The sequence below is a fragment of the Stenotrophomonas sp. YJH_SMC_6 genome (assembly GCF_059371335.1).
Genome location: NZ_JCAFUM010000009.1, coordinates 74,478 through 94,850, shown reverse-complemented (window position 1 = coordinate 94,850; position 20,373 = coordinate 74,478). Strand labels below are relative to the sequence as shown.

16 protein-coding genes are annotated in these 20,373 nt (G+C 67.5%); 14 read left to right on the top strand and 2 right to left on the bottom strand.

Features of this window, described 5'->3' with window-relative positions:
- The first annotated feature begins 19 nt into the window (after window positions 1-19).
- The gene (locus AC5P9N_RS11875) at window positions 20-763 is read left to right on the top strand and encodes a hypothetical protein (protein ID WP_060380572.1); all 744 of its coding nucleotides are present in this window, start codon (window positions 20-22) and stop codon (window positions 761-763) included.
- Window positions 764-939: 176 nt separating this feature from the next.
- Here the strand turns inward: AC5P9N_RS11875 and AC5P9N_RS11870 are convergent, their stop codons facing one another.
- Both AC5P9N_RS11870 and AC5P9N_RS11865 read right to left on the bottom strand, forming a co-directional pair.
- Window positions 940-1,584 (bottom strand): hypothetical protein, encoded by a 645-nt coding sequence (locus tag AC5P9N_RS11870; RefSeq protein WP_060380571.1) that lies wholly within the window; start codon window positions 1,582-1,584, stop codon window positions 940-942.
- Window positions 1,585-1,794: 210 nt separating this feature from the next.
- On the bottom strand, window positions 1,795-4,218 hold the full coding sequence (locus tag AC5P9N_RS11865) for a penicillin-binding protein 1A (RefSeq protein ID WP_060380570.1): 2,424 nt from the start codon (window positions 4,216-4,218) through the stop codon (window positions 1,795-1,797).
- A 219-nt stretch (window positions 4,219-4,437) separates the two neighbouring features.
- Here AC5P9N_RS11865 and AC5P9N_RS11860 point away from each other — a divergent pair, with 219 nt between their 5' ends.
- The 13 genes from AC5P9N_RS11860 (at window position 4,438) to tkt (ending at window position 20,310) form a co-directional block, all read left to right on the top strand.
- The gene (locus AC5P9N_RS11860) at window positions 4,438-5,496 is read left to right on the top strand and encodes a pilus assembly protein PilM (protein ID WP_005410860.1); all 1,059 of its coding nucleotides are present in this window, start codon (window positions 4,438-4,440) and stop codon (window positions 5,494-5,496) included.
- Entirely contained in the window at window positions 5,496-6,386 is an 891-nt protein-coding gene (locus tag AC5P9N_RS11855) for a PilN domain-containing protein (RefSeq protein WP_012481141.1), read from the top strand. Before AC5P9N_RS11860 ends, AC5P9N_RS11855 begins: the two co-directional genes overlap by 1 nt.
- Window positions 6,383-7,039, top strand: coding sequence for a type IV pilus inner membrane component PilO (locus AC5P9N_RS11850; RefSeq protein ID WP_099484113.1), 657 nt, complete (start codon window positions 6,383-6,385; stop codon window positions 7,037-7,039). Before AC5P9N_RS11855 ends, AC5P9N_RS11850 begins: the two co-directional genes overlap by 4 nt.
- Before the next feature lie 26 nt (window positions 7,040-7,065).
- On the top strand, window positions 7,066-7,569 hold the full coding sequence (locus AC5P9N_RS11845) for a pilus assembly protein PilP (RefSeq protein WP_044571441.1): 504 nt from the start codon (window positions 7,066-7,068) through the stop codon (window positions 7,567-7,569).
- A 21-nt stretch (window positions 7,570-7,590) separates the two neighbouring features.
- Entirely contained in the window at window positions 7,591-9,558 is a 1,968-nt protein-coding gene (locus tag AC5P9N_RS11840; protein ID WP_005410855.1) for a type IV pilus secretin PilQ, read from the top strand.
- 198 nt (window positions 9,559-9,756) lie between these two features.
- A complete protein-coding gene (locus AC5P9N_RS11835; RefSeq protein ID WP_005410854.1) occupies window positions 9,757-10,782 on the top strand; it encodes an AAA family ATPase in 1,026 nt (341 codons plus the stop codon).
- An 8-nt stretch (window positions 10,783-10,790) separates the two neighbouring features.
- Window positions 10,791-11,720, top strand: coding sequence for a DUF58 domain-containing protein (locus tag AC5P9N_RS11830; protein ID WP_099484114.1), 930 nt, complete (start codon window positions 10,791-10,793; stop codon window positions 11,718-11,720).
- Complete coding sequence (locus AC5P9N_RS11825) at window positions 11,717-12,166, top strand: DUF4381 family protein (RefSeq protein ID WP_012481140.1); 450 nt, start codon at window positions 11,717-11,719, stop codon at window positions 12,164-12,166. The genes AC5P9N_RS11830 and AC5P9N_RS11825 overlap by 4 nt, the downstream gene beginning before the upstream one ends.
- Window positions 12,163-13,167 (top strand): vWA domain-containing protein, encoded by a 1,005-nt coding sequence (locus AC5P9N_RS11820; protein WP_005410851.1) that lies wholly within the window; start codon window positions 12,163-12,165, stop codon window positions 13,165-13,167. The genes AC5P9N_RS11825 and AC5P9N_RS11820 overlap by 4 nt, the downstream gene beginning before the upstream one ends.
- Window positions 13,164-15,008, top strand: coding sequence for a VWA domain-containing protein (locus AC5P9N_RS11815; protein ID WP_060380748.1), 1,845 nt, complete (start codon window positions 13,164-13,166; stop codon window positions 15,006-15,008). The genes AC5P9N_RS11820 and AC5P9N_RS11815 overlap by 4 nt, the downstream gene beginning before the upstream one ends.
- Window positions 15,005-16,720: a BatD family protein gene (locus AC5P9N_RS11810; protein ID WP_099484115.1), complete on the top strand. Its 1,716-nt coding sequence runs from the start codon at window positions 15,005-15,007 to the stop codon at window positions 16,718-16,720. The genes AC5P9N_RS11815 and AC5P9N_RS11810 overlap by 4 nt, the downstream gene beginning before the upstream one ends.
- Window positions 16,721-16,777: 57 nt before the next feature.
- Window positions 16,778-18,097, top strand: coding sequence for a dicarboxylate/amino acid:cation symporter (locus AC5P9N_RS11805; RefSeq protein WP_005410848.1), 1,320 nt, complete (start codon window positions 16,778-16,780; stop codon window positions 18,095-18,097).
- Window positions 18,098-18,312: 215 nt separating this feature from the next.
- On the top strand, window positions 18,313-20,310 hold the full coding sequence (gene tkt / locus AC5P9N_RS11800) for a transketolase (protein WP_099484116.1): 1,998 nt from the start codon (window positions 18,313-18,315) through the stop codon (window positions 20,308-20,310).
- The last annotated feature ends 63 nt before the right edge of the window (window positions 20,311-20,373 follow it).

The window sequence follows — 20,373 nt, the reverse complement described above, 5'->3', positions numbered from 1 at the left end:
CCTTGCCGAGGAGAAGGCAATGTACAGATGGGTAAGTGGAATCGTCAGCTATCGCACGTTCTATATCTGGCGGGCGCGCTTTCGCTACTACACCCGGAACCTGGACCTGTGGACGCTGATGAGCGGGCTATGCATCGCCGGTCTGCTGCTGGTGCTGTGGTACCTGTGGCAGATGCTGGGCGTGCCGCCGCCGCGCGTGCATCCTCAGGCAGCGGCGCTGCGGATCGAGGGCGTCACCAGCGAGGCGATCCATCGCATCGTGCTGGTGCGCCACGCGGGCCGCACGCCGGGTGCACCGTTCACCACGCCGGAGGAGGTAAGGGCGAGCACGTTGCGCACGATGCGGGTGCGGCAGGTGATGGACAGCGAAGTGGTGTGGCGGCTGAAAGCCGACATGCTGGCGGACATCGCCGACTACATCACCGCCACGGGTGGGTGCGTCCCGTACGACTGCCGACGGATTCGCGCTCGATTGGAGGATGTGCGCAGGGCGGGTGTTGAGAATGCGCAGATCAACACAGCACTGTTGACGATCCTGGAGGTGTCGCTGGACCAGATGCCGTCGTTGGAGGCGGTCGAGCATGAGCGGGTGAAGAGTGGGTGGTCGGATGGGTTCAACGACATCTATGACCAGATCTGGTTGCTGCGGGGCCTGCAGGTCATGCATGCACAGATGATGCGGGAGTATCCGCAGCGAGCCCCAGTACCGTGGCTGCCGCGGCTGCTCAGCGACCCGCTGCGCGATACCCGTTTCGTCTGGTAGCGGGAGCATGATGGGCGCCATCTGCCAGAGCAGGTAGCGCAGCTTTTGTAGAGTCGAGCCGCGCTCGACTGCTCTTCGGCCAGCAATCGATTGCCTGAAGCACGGTGCGGACCAACGGTCCGCACCCACCAAAGGCAGGTACCGCTGCGCTCGCCGGCCATGGGCCGGCGCTACCGTCATCCGCCGATGTACGCGCTGATCTCCGCTTCGGCCAGCACCTGCCGCAACTGCGCGACAGACGCACGTCGCATCGGCTTCTCATCCACTGGTGACAGTGGGGCCTGGCGCAGGGCGTCGTACGGCAGCACCGCTAGGTCGAAGGTCAGCTCCTCGGCACTGAACACCCACACCGGCACGTCCAGGCAGCGTTCGCGGTCCATGCGCAGGCGGCGCGTCCGCGATTCGGCGGGAATGCCGTGCTCGTCCAGGAAGCGGTGCACGGCTTCCGGGTCGTCGCTGTGCAGGTGCAGCTGCACGGGACTGTTGGCGTCGGCGGTGCCCTCCAACACTGGGCCAGCCAGGCGCGGGGAGAAGCCGTGCAGGAACTCCAGCGCACGCATGGCAGCCTCGCGGCGGCGCTGCAGTTCGCTGCCGTGCTGGGGGCCAGCGAACAGCCGCTGGTATTCGCGCAGGGCGTCTTCGATCTCGGTGTTGCGGGGCAGGGAGGCATCGTCGTGGATGCCGAGCCGGCTGGCGGCCTTCAACTTGGCCTGGTGATAGTCGCGGATGCCGCCTTCGGCCATCAGGCGGGCGGCTTCGTGGGCGAGGCGGTGACGCCGCTCGCGGGTCTGGCTGGCAGCATGCTGACGGGCGCGATGCATGCGATGACTCCCTGTTGCGACCTGGCTACAGATTAGCGCACGGATGTGACATCTGCGTGGGTATGGCGCGGAGATGCCAACCAACGGTTGGCACCCACCGATGCTTTGGCAGGTGCCGACCTTGGTCGGCACGGGGCGCCAACCAAGGTTGGCCTCTACCAGGGTCGCATCGGTGCCAACCAACGGTTGGCACCCACCCATACCTGCCTCTTAGAAGATATCGAACGCGGCGGCGTCGGCCTGCGGCGTATTGAGGTTCAGGTCGTAGTCGGTCAGGCGATCCATGTCTTCCACCTTCACCCACTCGGTCGCGCCGTTGAGCGTGGCCTGGACCATGCCGCTGGGCGGCTCGTTCTGCGCGATCGGGGTGTCCTTCAGCGCGGTGCGCATGTAGTCGATCCAGATCGGCAGGGCCGCCTTGCCACCGTACTCGCGGTAGCCCAGCGAGCGGAAGTCGTCGCGGCCCACCCACACGGTGGTCACGTACGGGCCGCCGAAGCCGGAGAACCAGGCGTCGCGGTGGTCGTTGGTGGAGCCGGTCTTGCCGCCCACGTCCTCGCGGCCGAGCACCTTGGCCTGCACGCCGGTACCGCGCTGGACGACGTCGCGCATCATCGATACCAGCTGGTAGGCGGTGCGGGCGTCGATCGCACGCGGAGCGGTGCGGGCATCGGGGTTGGCCGGCGCGGCCGGGGTTTCGGTCTTGGCTTCGGCCTTGGCCGCAGCGGCCGGGTCCACCTTCGGGGCCGGGGCGCCGAAGTTGAAGCCGTCCACCACCTGGTTCACCGGCTGGTCGCTGCTGCCGGCGCAGTCGCGGCAGGCCAGCGCCGGGTTTTCCTTGAACACCAGGTTGCCGTCGCGGTCATTGACCTGGTCGATCAGCCAGGTGTCCACGCGCGAGCCGCCGTTGGCGAACACAGCGTAGCCACGGGCCACCGACAGCGGGGTCAGCGAGGCGGTACCCAGCGACATCGACAGGTTCGGCGGCAGTTCGGATTCGGCGAAACCAAATTCGCTGATGTACTTGCGCGCGTAGTCCACGCCCATGCCATCGAGCAGGCGCACCGAGACCAGGTTGCGTGACTGCACCAGCGCTTCGCGCAGGCGCATCGGGCCGCGGAAGCCGCCACCGTCGTTCTGCGGGGCCCAGGTCTTGCCGCGGCGGTCGCGGAACACGACGGGCGCGTCGAGCACGATCGAGGCCGGGTTGTAGCCCTTGTCGAAGGCCGCGGCGTAGATGAAGGGCTTGAAGCTCGAACCCGGCTGGCGTCGGGCCTGGGTGGCACGGTTGAACTTGTTGCCGGAGAAGCTGAAACCACCGACCAGCGCCTTCAGGGCGCCGTTGTGGGCATCCAGCGAGACCAGCGCGGACTGGCCGCGCGGGATCTGGTCCAGCAGCCACTCGCCTTCCTTGGCACCGGCACGCACGCGCACGATGTCGCCGCGCTGCACCAGCTTGCCCGGGGTCTTGTTGGTCCACTTGGCGGCACCGGCCGGCAGCACGATCTCGCTGCGGTTGGCCAGCACCACGGTGGCGCTGCCATCGGCGCCGGTGCTGGCGACGATCGCCGGCAGCAGGCCGGCCTGGCCGTACATGCCGCGCAGGTGCTCGGCCAGGGCGGCGGCGTCTTCGCCGGCACCCACCTGGACTTGCTTCTCCACGCCGTGCCAGCCGTGGCGGTGGTCGTACAGCAGCAGGCCGTCGCGCACCGAATGGTTGGCGGCGGTCTGCAGGGTGGAGTCGATGGTGGTGGTGACGTGGTAACCCTTGTTGACCACATCCCCGCCGAAGCGGGCGATCATTTCCTGGCGCACCAGCTCGGCCACGTACGGCGCGTCGACCTGCACCGGCGGCTCATGGGCGGTGGCGTGCATCGGCACGGCCTTGGCCGCGTCGGCCTCGGCCTGGCTGACGAACTTCAGGTCGGCCATGCGCTGCAGCACATAGTTGTCGCGGCGCTGGCGGGCACGTTCCGGGTTGGAGATCGGATTGCCCGAGGAGGGGAACTTGGGGATGCCGGCCAGCGAGGCCATCTCGTCCAGGTCCAGCTCGTTCAGCTTCTTGCCGTAGTAGAACTCGGCCGCGGCGGCCACGCCGTAGGCACGGTTGCCGAAGAAGCTCTTGTTCAGGTACAGCTCGAAGATCTCGTCCTTGCTCAGCTCGGACTCGATCTTCCGCGCCAGCAGGATCTCGGCCAGCTTGCGGGTGTAGCTGTACTCGGAGCTGAGGAAGAACTGGCGGGCCACCTGCTGGGTGATGGTGGAGCCACCCGGCACGCGCTTGTCGCTGGTGGTGGCCAGCAGCCACACCGCACGGCCGATGCCCATGTAGTCCACGCCGCCATGCTCGTAGAAGCGGGCATCCTCGGTGGCCAGGAACGCCTGCTTCAGCTTTTCCGGCACGTCCTTCATGGTGATCGGGGTGCGCCGGGTTTCGCCGAACACCGCCATCAGCTTGCCGTCGGCAGCATAGACGTACATCGGCTCCTGCATTTCCACGTCGCGCAGGGTCTGCACGTCGGGAAGCTTGGAGGACACAGCGTAGTACAGACCGCCCACGGCGGCCGCGCCGATCAGCGCCAGGACCAGGACAATCAGGAAGATCCAGCGCAGCCAGCGGCGGAGTCGAGTCATCGGGTTCAGATTCCGATTGCGAATTTCGTGGTCGCAGAGTATAGATTACGCAAGGTGGCGGCTGGGGTCGGCACCGGGGAGCGCAAGGGGAACAGTCAGGGGCTGCATCGTGAATCCGTGAGGAACTTCACAGCAGGGCCGTTGCCATTTGCTAAGAATACGTTATTAATGCTCGGGCGCAGGTCTTGCGTCCAAGTGCCCGTCGGCAGGGGAGAAACCGTGGGGCTCATCCCAAAAAGTCAGTCGCCGCTTGTAGGCGTCGACATCAGTTCGACTGCGGTAAAGCTTTTGCAGCTGTCCCGCAGCGGCAATCGTTTCCGTGTGGAACATTACGCTGTGGAACCTCTTCCGCCGAATGCGGTGGTAGAGAAGAACATCGTGGAAGTGGAGGCCGTGGGTGAGGCCATCCGCCGTGCGATGAACCGTTCAGGCAGCAAGGCCAAGCTGGCCGCTGCCGCCGTCGCCGGGTCGGCGGTGATCACCAAGGTGATCCCGATGCCGGCCGAGCTCGACGAGAACGACATGGAAGCCCAGATCGAGCTGGAAGCGGTCAACTACATTCCGTACCCGATCGAGGAAGTGAACCTGGACTTCGAGGTGATCGGGGCGATCCCGAACAACCCGGAGATGGTCCAGGTGCTGCTGGCCGCGTCGCGTTCGGAGAACGTGGAACTGCGCCAGTCGGCCCTGGAACTGGGTGGCCTGCAGGCCAAGGTGATGGACGTGGAGGCCTTCGCGGTCGAGAACGCCTACGCACTGGTCGCCAGCGAGCTGCCGGTGTCCATCGACGGCGTGGTCGCGCTGGTCGATATCGGCGCCACCATGACCACCCTCAACGTCCTGCGCGGCGGCCGCAGCCTGTACAGCCGCGAACAGGTGTTCGGTGGCAAGCAGCTGACCGACGAGATCATGCGCCGTTACGGCCTGAGCTACGAGGAGGCCGGCCTGGCCAAGCGTCAGGGCGGGCTGCCGGAAAGCTACGAGATGGAAGTGCTGGAGCCGTTCAAGGAAGCCACGGTCCAGCAGATCAGCCGCCTGCTGCAGTTCTTCTATGCAGGCAGTGAGTTCAACCGCGTTGATCACATCGTGCTGGCCGGCGGCTGCGCCGTGCTGGGCGGGCTGCCGGAAATGGTCGAGGAACAGCTGGGCGTGCCGACCGTGGTCGCCAACCCGCTGGCACAGATGACCCTGGGCCCGAAGGTGAACGCACATGCGCTGGCCCAGGATGCCCCCGCGCTGATGATCGCCACCGGTCTGGCGCTGAGGAGCTTCGACTGATGGCACGCATCAATCTATTGCCCTGGCGCGCCGAGCGGCGCAAGCAACGCCAGCGCGAGTTCTACGCAATGCTGGGCATGGCCGCAATCGGTGGCCTGCTGCTGTCGCTGCTGATCTGGTTCTATTACGACCGGCAGGTGAGCGGCCAGATGGACCGCAATGCCTATCTGGAAGCCGAGATCGAGAAGGTCAAGGAACAGAACAAGGAGATCGATCGCCTCGATGCGCAGAAGGACCGCCTGCTGGCCCGCAAGAAGGTGATCGAGGAACTGCAGGCCAAGCGCTCGCAGATGGTCCACCTGTTCGACGCGTTGGTGCGCACGATTCCCGACGGCGTGGTGCTGACCGCCCTGCAGCAGGAGGGGGACATGCTCACCCTCGAGGGACGCACCCAGTCCAATGCCCGCGTGTCGGCTTACATGCGCAACCTGGAAACCTCCGGCTGGATGACCAACCCGGAGCTGTCGATCATCCAGGCCAGCGCCGGAGACAAGAGTGCAGCCGGCCCGGTATCGGACATCAAGGCACTGCCGTACATGTTCAAGGTCACGGTGAAGCTGCCTGCGCAGAGTGAAGAGACCGGCACCCCCGGTTTGAACGCCGATGGCAGCGTGGCGACCACGCCGGCTGCGACGCCTGCCGTGGCGCCGCTTGCCGCCGGCCCCGATGCCGCGGCCCCGGCTGCTGCAACAGCACCGGCCCCGGCCCAACCGGCGGCGGCCCCGGCAGCAGCGCCCGCCAGCGCTCCGGCTACTGCGCCGGCGCCTGCACCTGCACCGGCCAAGCCGAACCAGCCCGCCGCACCGGCACCGGCCGCCAGGCCTGAGGGCAGCCGCCTGGCGCAGCCGCCGCAGGCCTCTTACGCCCCGCTGCAGGGGGGTCGCGCATGAGCCAGAAAATCGATCTGAAGAACCTGGATTTCAACGACATCGGCAACTGGCCGCAGAAGGCCAAGATCGTTTTCTGTACGTTGCTGGCCCTGGTCATCATGTTCGTTGCATGGATGCTGCTGATCAGCGGCAAGCGCGATGAACTGGCCAGCCTGGAATCGAAGGAAAGCGATCTGCGTACCGAGTTCTCCAAGCAGCAGGAACGCGCGGTGAACCTGGGGCCGCTGAAGCAGCAGCTGGCGCAGATGGAGCAGGTCCTGCAGCAGATGCTGCGGCAGCTGCCCAGCAAGACCGAAATGCCGGACCTGATCATCGACATTTCGCAGACCGCGCTGTCCAGCGGCCTGACCAGCCAGCTGTTCGAACCGGAACAGGAGCAGGTCAAGGAGTTCTACGCCGAGAAGCCGATCAAGCTGAAGATGGTGGGCAGCTACCACCAGTTCGGTGCGTTCGTCAGTGGCGTGGCCTCGCTGCCGCGCGTGGTGATCCTGACCATGCACGACATCAACCTGAAGCCGGCGGACAAGGCTGGCGGTGGTTCGCGTGCCGGTGCGCTGGAATTGTCCGGCACGGTCAAGACCTACCGGTATCTCGACGAAACCGAGGTGCAGGAACAGCAGAAGGCTGAAGCCGGCAAGGAGGGCAGCAAGTGATCCGTTCCTTCTTTGCACGCTGCGGGATGGCCGCTGCCGTGTTGCTGCTGGCCGCCTGCGGCCGTGGCGTGACCAGCACGCCGGGCGATGCGCCGAATCTCGAGAAGTGGGTGGAAGGCGAACGTGCCCGGCCGGCGCAGCCGCTGGAACCGTTGCCTGTGATGCAGCAGTTCGAGACCTTCGAGTACTCCGCGCAGGGCCTGCGTGATCCGTTCACCGATGCCTGGACCAATCCGCAGGGGAATGGCGGATTGCGGCCGGATCCGAACCGGCGCAAGGAGCCCCTGGAGGGCTTCCCGCTGGACGCACTGGACATGGTCGGTACCATCGGCACCGGCGGCGGCACCGTCGCACTGGTGATGGGACCGGACAAGGTGACCTACCGGGTGCGCCCGGGCGGTTACCTGGGGCAGAGCGACGGGCGGGTCACTGCGGTCTTCGAAGACCGTGTGGAGCTGATCGAACTGGTGCCGGATGGCGCGGGTGGCTGGCTGGAACGGCCGGCAACGCTCTCGCTTGAAGATCAATGATCGTTTACTGGGGATAGCACGATGACCTTTCACCAAGCCAAGGGGCTGCGTCCCAACCGGCGCTCTACCTTGAACCGTGTCAGCGCGTTGGGAGTCGCGCTGATGCTGGCCTGCGCTCCGGCGCTGGCCGCCGCACCGGCGGAGAAGCCGGTGGGCACCACCGTCGCACCGGCCGCGGCACCGGCCGGCCTGTCGGTGGCCAAGATCGATTTCAAGCGCGGCGATGATGGCGCGGGCCGCCTGATCGTGCAGTTTGACGGCCAGGGCGCGATCCCGGACCTGCGCACGCAGGGCAACAGCGTGGTGGTCGACGTGGGCAATGCCCGCCTGCCGGCCAACCTGCAGAAGCCGTTGAACGTCGTCGACTTCGCCACGCCGGTGCAGCGCATCGACGCCAAGCCGTCCGGCGCCGGCACCCAGCTGGTGCTGAGCACCGGCGGTGCGGTGGAGTCACTGGCCTACCAGAGCGGCAACGAATACGTGGTGGAGATCAGCGCGCGGCAGGCTCCGGCCGCCGTCGGTGCAGTGACCGCCGGCAGCGTCACCCAGGCCGCAAAGGCCGTCGGCCAGCGTGGCTTCACCGGCAAGCCGGTGACCTTCAATTTCCAGGACGTGCCAGTGCGCACCGTGCTGCAGTTGATCGCCGAAGAGTCCAACCTCAACGTGGTGGCCTCCGACTCGGTGCAGGGCAATGTGACCCTGCGCCTGGTCAACGTGCCGTGGGACCAGGCACTGGACATCGTGCTGCGTGCCAAGGGCCTGGACAAGCGACGCGATGGCAGCGTGATCTGGGTCGGCCCGCAGGCCGAGCTGGCCAAGTTCGAGCAGGAGAAGGAAGACGCGCGCATCGCCATCGAGAACCGCGAAGACCTGGTGACCGATTACGTCCAGATCAACTACCACAGCGCCACCCAGATCTTCAAAGCCCTGACCGAAGCCAAGGGCATCGGCGGTGGTGGCGGTGGTGGCGCAGGTGGCGGTGGTGGTGGGTCGTCGCAGGAGGAGAGTGGCTTCCTGTCCGGCCGTGGCCGCATCGTTGCCGACGAGCGCACCAACACGCTGATGATCAGCGACATTCCGAAGAAGATCGCGCGCATGCGTGAGCTGATCAACGTGATCGACCGCCCGGTCGACCAGGTGCTGATCGAAAGCCGCATCGTGATCGCCACCGATACGTTCGCGCGTGAGCTGGGCGCGCGGTTCGGCATCAGTGGCAGCCGCGACAACGCCTACTTCAGCGGCAATCTGGAAGCCAACGAGGCAACCCGCAAGTCGCAGGTCGAAGCCAATGCGACCAACGCCAAGGCCTACCGCGACTGGCTGGCCGGTGGCAGTACGGGCCCGGCGCCGGTGCCGGTCGGCTCGGCAATCACCCGTGGCCTGAACTGGGCCATGCCGGCGGCGTCCACCAACCCGGCAGGCTCGCTTGCGCTGTCGATCCTCAATGCCGGCTACCTGCTGGACGTCGAGCTGTCGGCCATGCAGGAGGAGTCGCGTGGTGAAGTGATCTCCAACCCGCGCGTGGTCACCACCAACCAGCGCGAGGCCCTGATCAAGCAGGGTAAGGAAATCGGCTATGTGACCATCAGCGCCGGTGCGGGCGGTGTCGCTACGCCGAACGTGCAGTTCAAGGAAGTGGTGCTGGAACTGAAGGTCACCCCGACCATCACCAACGACAACCGCGTGTTCCTCAACATGCAGGTGAAGAAGGACGAAGTGGACCGGCTGATCCAGCTGGAAGGCTATGGCACCGTGCCGTCGATCAACCGCCGCGAAGTGAACACCGCAGTGCTGGTCGAGGACGGGCAGACCGTGGTCATCGGTGGTGTGTACGAGTTCACCGACCGCAACAGCATCAGCAAGGTTCCGTTCCTGGGCGATGTACCGTTCCTGGGCAACCTGTTCAAGAAGCGTGGCCGCAGCAAGGACAAGGCCGAGCTGCTGGTGTTCGTCACCCCGAAGGTGCTGCGCGTGGCCAGGCAGAACTGAGCCAGCGAACCCGCGACACGAACAAGGGCCGCCATGTGCGGCCCTTCTTCGTTCATGCCGGACGTAGTCCGCGGATGATCCGGTAGATCCACGCCATGCGTGGAGGAGAGGCCCGTTCAGCCGTTCTTGATGCCAATCGCAGGGCACCCTGCGATGATGTGGGGAACCCGTGCCGTCCCGCGCCGGTCAAAGGCCCCCATGAACCTGCCACCGCCGATGCCCGAAACCGTCTCGCCGCCGCCCGCGCCGGCCGCCTCCCGCCTGCATGGCGCCTTCAACCAGTTGCGCGACGCGCTGTCGGCCGAAATCGTCGGCCAGGCGGCTTTGGTCGAACGCCTGTTGATCGCATTGCTGGCCGACGGGCACCTGCTGGTGGAGGGCGCCCCGGGACTGGCCAAGACCACGGCCATCCGCGCACTGGCCTCGCGCCTGGAGGCGGATTTCGCCCGCGTGCAGTTCACCCCCGACCTGCTGCCGGCCGACCTGACCGGCACCGAGATCTGGCGCCCGCAGGAAGGGCGCTTCGAATTCGTACCTGGCCCGATCTTCCACCCGATCCTGCTGGCCGACGAGATCAACCGTGCGCCGGCCAAGGTGCAGTCGGCGCTGCTGGAGGCCATGGGCGAGCGCCAGGTCACGGTTGGCCGCCACACCTATGCGTTGCCGCCGCTGTTCCTGGTGATGGCCACGCAGAACCCGATCGAGCAGGAAGGTACCTTCCCGCTGCCGGAAGCGCAGCTGGACCGTTTCCTGATGCACGTACGCATCGGCTATCCGGACCAGGCCGCCGAATCGGAGATCCTGCGGCTCGCCCGCGAGCGTGCCCGTGGCGCCCTGGGCGAGGCGGCACCCGCACCGGAGAAGCTGCCGATGCAGGATGTGTTCGATGCCCGCCGCGAAGTGCTGGACCTGCACATGGCGCCGGCGCTGGAGCGCTACCTGGTCGAACTTGTGCTGGCCTCGCGTGATCCGTCGCGCTATGACGCCGGCCTCGGGCGCCGCATCGCCTGGGGCGCAAGCCCGCGTGGTTCCATTGCGTTGGAACGCTGCGCCCGTGCACGCGCCTGGTTGGCCGGCCGTGACTTCGTCACCCCCGACGATGTGCGTGCGGTTGCCGCCGACGTGCTGCGCCATCGCGTGCTGCCCAGCTACGAAGCCACCGCCGAAGGCTGGGATGGCGAACGCCTGGTGCAGGAGCTGCTGGCCCGGGTGCCGGCACCCTGAGCCCGCGCATGACCGATCCATCCCTGGAAGCCGCATCCACCGTCAGTGATGGCGACGGACTGCGCCCGCACCTGTCCGAACTGGTAGCCCTGCGCCGGCTGGCACAGCGGCCGCCGCCGCCACGCCGTGGCCGTGCCGGCAACGCCGGGCAGGCGCCGTCGCCGCTGCGTGGGCGTGGCATGGAGTACGCCGAGTCACGCGAGTACGTGGCCGGTGATGATGCACGGCATATCGACTGGCGCGTGACCGCGCGGACCGGCCGTGCCCATACCAAGCTTTTCCAGGCCGAACGCGAGCGGGTCAGCCTGATCGTGGCCGATACGTCGCCGGCGCTGTATTTCGGCACCCGCGTGCGATTCAAGTCGGTGCAGGCGGCACGCGCGGGCGCCGTCGCCGCGTGGTCGGCGCAGCGCCGCGGTGACCGCGTGGGTGCCCTGCGCGGCAGTGACCGCGAAGCGCCGATTGCACCTGCGGGTGGGCCGCGTGGTGTACTGCGTGTGCTCGACGCACTCACCCGCTGGTACACACAGCCACCCGCCGACGATCTCGGCCTGGAACGCGCGCTGGACCATGCCGCCCGCGTGCTGCGCCCCGGGGCGCGCATGCTGGTGCTGGCCGATCCGCAGCAGGCCGCGCGGATTCCCGTCGTGCGCTGGAGCGCGCTGGCCCAGCACCATGACCTCAGCCTGGTGCTGCTGGTCGATCCCCTCGAACTGCAACCGCCCTCGGCGGCCCTGCAGTTCCAGACCGCGCAGCAGCGCATTGGCCTCGACCTGCGTCGCAGCGAGGTGCAGGCGCACTGGCAGGCGCACTTCGTCGAACCACTGCAGGCGCTGCGCCGCCAGCTCGGCGCACGCCGCGTTGACGTGCAGGTGTTGTCCACCGATGCGCCCAGCGACGCCTGGTCGGCACCACCGGTAACCGAGGTGCCGGCATGAGCGCCAACCTTCCGCTGCGCGATGTGCAGTTGCCGCCGGCACCGTCGTGGTGGCCGCCGGCCCCCGGCTATCTGATGGTCGGTGGCGCGGTGTTGCTGGTGATCCTGGCGCTGGCCCTGCTGTGGTGGCAGCGCCGCCGTCGTCGCCAACGCTGGTTACAGGCGTTCGACCAGGAGCTGGCCACCACCGCCGATGCCACCGCGGAACTGGCGGCGATCGCCGGCCTGCTGCGTCGCGCCGCGCGACAGGCACAGCCCGGCAGTGAATCCCTGCGTGACGATGCCTGGTGGCAGCGCGTGGATCCGAAGGGCACGTTGCCGGATGCGCGTCGCAGCCTGCTGGCCGAAGGTGCCTATCGTCCCCGCGTGGACGCCAGCGAAGTGGCGGCCGTGCGTAGCTGGGCGCGCGAGCGCTACCTGGCGATGCTGCTGGAGCGCCGCCGATGAACCTGCTGGCGAGTTACTGGCCGTGGCCTGACCTGCAGCTGGCGTGGCCGCTGGCCCTGCTGGCGTTGCCGCTGCCACTGCTGATGCGCTGGTGGAAGCGTCGTGCCGATCCCGGCGCTGCGCTGCGCGTGCCCTATGCGGCGACGGAACTGGAAGCGCTGGCCGGTGGCGGCCGCGTTGATGTTTCGTGGCTGCGTACGCTGCTGTTGTGGCTGGGCTGGTGCGCGCTGTGCGTCGCACTGGCTCGCCCGCAACAGCTGGGCGAAGCGATCACGCCACCGCAGCAGGGCAGGCAGATGATGCTGGCCATGGACGTGTCCGGCAGCATGGGCGAGGGCGACATGGTGCTGGGGGGGCAGGCGGTGGATCGCCTCACCGCAGCCAAGGCCGTGCTGGCCGATTTCCTGGATCGTCGTGCCGGCGATCGCATCGGCCTGCTGATCTTCGGGGACCGCGCTTATACGCTCACGCCACTCACTGCGGACCTGGCCAGCGTGCGCGACCAGCTGCGCGACAGCGTGGTCGGCCTGGCCGGGCGCGAGACGGCCATCGGTGATGCCATCGGCCTGGCGGTGAAGCGCCTGCGCAGCCAGCCGGAAGGGCAACGTGTACTGATCCTGCTGACCGACGGCGTCAGCAATGCCGGCGTGCTGGAACCGCTGCGTGCGGCCGAAGTCGCGCAAGCTGAAGGGGTGCGCATCCACACCGTCGCGTTCGGTGGCGATGGCAGCATGCGCTTCCTCGGTATTCCGATTTCCGCTGACCAGGACCCGGTCGACGAGGCCACGTTGAAGAAGATTGCCAGCCTGACCGGTGGCCAGTTCTTCCGTGCACGCGATACCGCGCAGCTGGCCGGCATCTACGCCGAACTGGATCGTCTGGAGCCGATCGCTGCGAAGGGGCCGAGCCTGCGCCCGCGCGAGGAGCGCTATGCGTGGCCATTGGGCTTGGCCTTGCTGCTGGGGGCATTGGCATGGGTGTGGCCGGAGCGCCGTCGATGATCGCGTTGGCATCCCATCTTCCCGACTGGAATGCACTGCACTTCCTGCGCCCGGAATGGCTGTGGGCCTTGCTGGCCTTGCCGGTGATTCTCGCCGTGGCGCTGTACCGGCAGCGGCGCAGCGATGCGTGGCGGCAGGCGGTGGATGCGCACCTGTTGCCGCATCTGCTGGCGGCCGGTGCTCGCCGTCGCGTGCGGCTGCCATTGGCAGTGCTGCTGGGTTGGACGCTGGCAGCACTGGCGATGGCGGGGCCGAGCTGGCGGCAGCAGGCACAGCCGATGTTCCAGCCCAGCGCACCGCTGCTGATCGTGCTGGATCTGTCCAGCCGCATCACTGCCACCGACCTGCCACCGTCGCGCCTGCTGCAGGCAAGGGCCAAGGTCGGCGAGCTCCTGCGCGCACGCAAGGGTGGGCAGGTGGGGCTGGTGGTGTACGCCGAAGATGCCTACACCGTCGCGCCGCTGACCGATGACGGCAGCAACGTCGCGCTGTATCTGGATGCCTTGTCGCCGGATGTGATGCCGCGTGATGGCCAGCGTGCCGACCGTGGCATCGACTGGGCCACGCGGCTGATGCGGCAGATCGCTGCACCGCAGGGACAGATCCTGCTGGTCACCGATCAAGCCGATGGTGAAGCTGCATTGGCGGCCGCGCAGGCACGTGGGCTCGGCCTGCAGGTGTCGGTGCTGGGGCTCGGTACACCGGCGGGTGCGGCGTATCGTGACGACAGCGGACAGATCCGCCAGGCTGCGCTGGACGAAGGTCGCCTGCGTGCGGTGGCCACGGCAGGTGGCGGTCGCTATGCGCGCATCACCGCCGATGGCAGTGACCTGCGCGCACTGGGTGTGCTTGATGCACGCGAAGGTACTGCGGCGCAGCGGCCCGGCGAGGGCAGGCAATGGCGCGATGAAGGATTCTGGCTGCTGCCACCGGTGATGCTGCTGGCGCTGCTCGCCTTCCGCCGCCGCGCGCTGCTGGCCGCAGTGCTGGCGGTGGGCCTGCTGCCATGGATGGGGGATGTGCAGGCGCAGGCAGCTCCAGCGCCCGCTTCGCCGCCATCGCAGGGCACGCTGTGGAAGCGCGCCGACCAGTTGCAGCACCAGCGCCTGGCCGACGGCGTGCAGGCCTATCGCGCGGGCGACTTCGCCACTGCGCGCAAGCAGTTCGAGGGCATCGACAGTGATGCGGGCTGGTACAACCTGGCCAACACGCTGGCGCGCCAGGGCAGCTACGACGAAGCCATCGCCGCCTACGACCGCGCGCTGGCGCTGCATCCCGGCATGGCCGATGCGGTCGCCAACCGTGCCGTGGTTGATGCCGCACGCAAGCGCAAGCAGTCGGGGGGGCAGGGCCAGGACCAGCAGAAACCGCAGCAGAACGGGCAGCAGAAGCAGCAGAACAATTCACAGGGCCAGCGGAACCCGCAGGGCCAGCAACCGCAGCAGGGTCAGAAGGATCAAGGACAGGGTCAGCCACCATCTCAGCAGGGCCAGCAGGGGCAGCCCCAGGCGGGTGACGACGACGCGCAGTCGGCGCCTCAGCCCGGCGAGCGTGGCCGCGATGGACAGCAGGCGCCACCACAGGTGGAGGATGCCAAGGCGCAGGCCCAGGCTGATGAGCAGCAGCGCCAGCGCATGCAGCAGGCGATGCAGCAGGCACGTGAGGGCAAGGGCGAACAGGATGGCAAACCCGTGCCAGGCAGTGACGGCACTACTCCGCGCCAACGCGAGGAGCAACAGGCGGTGGAGGCGTGGATGCGGCGCGTGCCGGATGATCCGGGCGCATTGCTGCGGGCCAAGTTCCAGCTGGAAAATGAACGCAGGAAGAGGGAAGGGCGATGACGCGGGCGATCAACATGCACGGGCACTGGCCCCGACAGGTACTGGCGGCGCTGCTGCTGTGGCTGCCGCTGCTGGCCTGGGCGCAGCCGCGCGCGTGGCTGGATCGCGACCGCATCGCGATGGGCGACACGGTCACGCTCAATGTCGAGAGCGACCAGGGCGCCCCTGACTTCACACCGTTGCGTACCGACTTCGACCTCAGCGGGCAGACCAGCAGCCGCCAGGTGGAGTGGAGCAACGGCAGCATGCAGCAGCGCAACCTGTATGGCGTGGCGCTGACGCCACGGCGTAGTGGTGCACTGGTGGTGCCGGGCCTGCAGGTGGGCAGCGTCCGTACCGCGCCGCTGACCCTGCAGGTGGATGCCGCTGCCGTGGCCGGCCCCGACAGCAATGCGGCGGCATTCATCGAAACCGTTGTCGATGACGAAACGCCGTATGTGCAGCAGAGCGTAGGCGTGGTGGTGAGGCTGTTCTTCGCCTCTCAGCTGGCCTCTGGCGAACTGGTGCTGGATACACCGGCAGGTGCGTCGCTGCAGCGGGTAGGCGATGACCGCACCGATGTGCGGCAGGTCAACGGCCGCCGCTACAACGTGGTCGAGCGCCGCTTCCTGCTGATCCCCGAGCGCAGCGGTGCACTTCGGCTGGCCGGTGCGCGCTTCAGTGGGCGCAGTGCCGGTGGCTTCTTCGACGACTTCTTCGGCGGCGGCGACGGCCGCATGAATGCCACCGGCGCCGATCGCACGCTGCAGGTGCAGGCGCAACCGGCACAGGCGCCGCAGCCATGGCTTCCGCTGCAGAGCCTCCAGCTGCGCTACACCAGTGCGCCGACCAGCGCCCGTACCGGTGAGGCCGCCACTGTGGTGGTCGAGGCGATTGCCGAAGGGGCAACCCGCGCACAGTTCACCGACCTGCCGGTGCCGGATCTGGGCCCCCATGCGCAGGTATTCGCCGAACCTGCGCAGTACGAAGAATCGTTCAATGGCAGCACGCCGCGGCTGAAGATCACCCGCCGCTATTCGATCGTGCCGCGCCAGCCAGGCTCGCTGGTGGTGCCGGGGCCGCGCCTGCCGTGGTGGGATGTGCGCGCGGGCAAGGCGCAGGAAGCGAAGCTGCCGGACCTGACACTGGCTGTCGCAGCCGGTAATGGCGGTGGCAGTGCTTCACCTGCGCCGCTGCCGCCGATCGACACCAATGCCGCGCTGCCCGGCAGCGATGGCCAGGACAGCCGCATCGCCGCGACCGATCCGCGCGCCAGCGGCCTGGCCGAACGCCCTTGGCCGTGGATGGGCGCGGCCATCGGCCTGGCGCTGCTGTGGCTGCTGACCCTGTTGTGGGGCTGGCAGCGAGGCCGCCGACCGCGTGCGGCGACGCCTGCAGCCGGCAAGCCCTCTGTGCCGACTGTGGCGCGCGGACGTGCCGGCCTGACCGAACTGCGCCGCACGCTGGATGGCGAAGGCTTCGATCAGGTGGAAGCGCAGCTGTGCGCGATGGCCGGGGTTGAGCGCATCGAGCAGGTCATCGCGCGGTTGGATGACCCTCGCCAGCGCCAGGTGCTGCAGGACCTGCAGCAGGCACGCTGGGGCGGGCAGGGCGACCTGGCATCGCTGCGCGCGCGTCTGCGCGAGGTCTTCCGTGACGGACCGCACTGGTCGGCGGCTACCGGCGCCGCTGACACTGGCCTGGCGCCGCTGTATCCAACGCGGCGAACCTGAACCGGCGCCGCTTGCGCGCTTTGTTAGAGTGCATTCATTTTTCGAGGAAACCCGCGCATGACAGCAGCTGCTGCCGACAAGAAGAAGTTGCCCCTGCATTGGAAGATGGGCATCGGCTTTGCGATCGGCCTGATCCTGGGACTGATCGTGCACGCCCTGGGCGGCAGCGTCGATGGTCTGCAGGCCGGTGCCAAGTGGGTAATGGACTACATCACCACCCCGGCGTCGGGCCTGTTCCTCAACCTGATCTTCATGCTGATCGTGCCGCTGATCTTCTCGGCGCTGATCATGGGCGTGTCGGAGATGGGCGACATCCGCGCCCTTGGCCGCATCGGCTGGAAGACCCTGGCGTATACCGTGCTGCTGTCCGGCATTGCCGTGGGCATCGGCCTGGTGCTGGTCAACCTGCTCAAGCCGGGTGCCGGCGTCGATCCGCAGGTCGCCGCGATGATGCTCTCGGAGAACGCCGAGCGCAGCAAGGAAATCGTTGCTGGCATCCATGGCACGCCGAAGGGCATGGACATGCTGCTGTCGATCGTGCCGAGCAACGTGCTGCAGGCCGCGTCCGACAACGGCGCAATCCTGTCGCTGATGTTCTTCGCGCTGATGTTCGGCATCGGCATGGTGCTGACCGACAACGAGAAGGTGGCCCCGCTGCGCCGCGCCATTGAAGGCGTGTTCGAAATCTCGATGACCCTGATCAACCTGGTCATCCGCCTGGCCCCGTATGCGGTGGCCTGCTTCATGTTCAACCTGGCCGCGCTGTTCGGCTTCGAGCTGATCATCCGCCTCGGTGCCTACGTGGGCGTGGTGGTGCTGGCACTCGGCCTGCACATGATCGTGACCTACGGTACCGCCGTGTGGCTGTCCGGCCGTTCGCCGCTGTCGTTCTTCCGCGATACCCAGGAAGCGACGGTGATGGCGTTCTCCACCGCCTCCAGCAACGCCACCCTGCCGACCGCGCTGCGCGTGGCCGACCAGATGGGCCTGCCGCAGCGCGTGTCGCGCTTCGTGCTGACCGTGGGCGCCACCGCCAACCAGAACGGCACCGCGCTGTTCGAGGGCGTGACGGTGATCTTCCTGGCCCAGTTCTTCGGCGTGGACCTGAGCATCGGCCAGCAGATCATGGTGATGGCGGTCTGCATCCTCGGTGGCATCGGCACCGCCGGCGTGCCGTCGGGCTCGCTGCCGGTGGTGGCGATGATCTGCGCGATGGTGGGCGTGAACCCGCTGGGCATTGGCCTGATCCTGGGCGTGAACCACTTCCTGGACATGTGCCGTACCGCGCTGAACGTGACCGGCGACCTGGCCCTGACCACCCTGGTGGCCAAGGGCGAATCGCACGACGGCCCGGCGCTGGGCCCGCAGCAGGACTGAGTCCAACGCCACTGCTGGCGACCTGATCGGGGTCGGATTCCTTTCCGCAAGGAAAGGGCTCCGACCCCGCTTCACATGCGGAATCCGGGGGAGATGACGACGTTGCCGGCCAGCGGCCGGCACGACCGGGCAAGGTGAACCGACCCCCCGCCCGGCGACTATGGGACAATAGGCCGCCCGCACGTCCGCGGCCGCCTCCCGATTCCGACAGAACCATGACGCAGCCTACCCGTCGCCAGTTGGCCAACGCCATCCGCTTCCTTGCCGCCGATGCGGTTGAAACCGCAAAGTCCGGCCACCCCGGCATGCCCATGGGCATGGCCGACATCGCCGAAGTCCTCTGGAACGACTACCTCCGCCATAACCCGAGCAACCCGCACTGGTTCAACCGCGACCGTTTCGTGCTGTCCAACGGCCACGGTTCGATGCTGCAGTACGCGCTGCTGCACCTGAGCGGTTACGACCTGCCGATCGAGCAGCTGAAGCTGTTCCGCCAGCTGGGCAGCCACACCGCCGGCCACCCGGAGCGCCACGAGACCCCGGGCGTGGAAACCACCACCGGCCCGCTGGGCCAGGGTTTCGCCAATGCCGTGGGCTTCGCCCTGGCCGAGAAGCTGCTGGCACAGCGCTTCAACCGCCCGGAGCTGGAAGTGGTCGACCACCGCACCTGGGTGTTCATGGGCGATGGCTGCCTGATGGAAGGCGTGTCGCATGAAGCCGCTTCGCTGGCCGGTACCTGGGGCCTGCACAAGCTGGTCTGCTTCTGGGACAACAACCACATCTCCATCGACGGCAACGTCGAGGGCTGGTTCACCGACAACACCCCGGAGCGTTTCGAGGCCTATGGCTGGAACGTGGTGCGCGATGTCGATGGTCATGACCCGGAGAGCATCAAGGCCGGCATCGAGGCCGCGCTGTCGCAGAGCGACAAGCCGACCCTGATCTGCTGCCGCACCACCATTGGCTTTGGTTCGCCGAACAAGGCGGGCAAGGAATCCAGCCACGGCGCACCGCTGGGCAAGGACGAACTGGAAGCCACCCGCAAGCAGCTGGGCTGGGAATACGGTCCGTTCGAGATCCCGCAGGCGATCTACGACGGCTGGCGCGCCAACGGCGCCGGCACGCTGCGCCAGGCCGAATGGGAACAGCTGTTCGACAAGTACGCCAGCCAGTACCCGGCTGAAGCGGCCGAACTGACCCGCCGCTCGCATGGCGAACTGCCGGCCGACTTCGTTGCCAAGGCCGATGCCTACATCGCCCAGGTGGCCGCCGAAGGCCCGACGATTGCCTCGCGCAAGGCGTCGCAGCTGGCCATCGAAGCCTATGCACCGCTGCTGCCGGAAATCGTCGGCGGCTCGGCTGACCTGGCGCACTCCAACCTGACCCTGTGGAAGGGCAGCAAATCGGTTGCCAGCGACGACGCCAACGCCAACTACGTGTACTACGGCGTGCGCGAGTTCGGCATGACCGCCATTGCCAACGGCCTGGCCCTGCACGGTGGCTTCATTCCGTTCGACGCCACCTTCCTGGTGTTCAGCGACTACGCCCGCAACGGCGTGCGCATGAGCGCGCTGATCCCGGCCCACGCCATCCACGTCTACACCCACGACTCGATCGGCCTGGGCGAAGACGGTCCGACCCACCAGCCGGTGGAGCACCTGGCCTCGCTGCGCTACATCCCGAACAACGACGTGTGGCGTCCGTGCGATGCGGTCGAGTCGGCGGTGAGCTGGAAGGCTGCGATCACCCGCCAGGATGGCCCGAGCTGCCTGGTGTTCAGCCGCCAGAACCTGCCGCACCAGCCGCGCAACGCCGAGCAGATCGCCCAGATCGAGCGCGGTGGCTACGTGCTGGCCGATGCTGCTGGTACCCCGGACGTGATCCTGATCGCCACCGGTTCGGAAGTCTCGCTGGCCACCGAAGCCAAGGCCCAGCTGGACGCGGCCGGCCTCAAGACCCGCGTGGTCTCGATGCCGTCCACCGACGTGTTCCTGCGCCAGGATGCGGCCTACCGTGAATCGGTGCTGCCGAACGCCGTGCGCAAGCGCGTGGCGGTGGAAGCCGGCGTCACCGGTTTCTGGCGCCAGTTCGTCGGCCTGGACGGTGCCGTGATCGGTATCGACACCTTCGGTGCCTCGGCCCCGGCCGACCAGCTGTACAAGCACTTCGGCTTCACCACTGCCCACGTGGTGGAAGCGGCCAAGTCGCTGTAAACAGCTTCGCGGCGTAATGAGGAAAGGCCGGCGCACGCCGGCCTTTTCTTTGCCGCAGGAAAA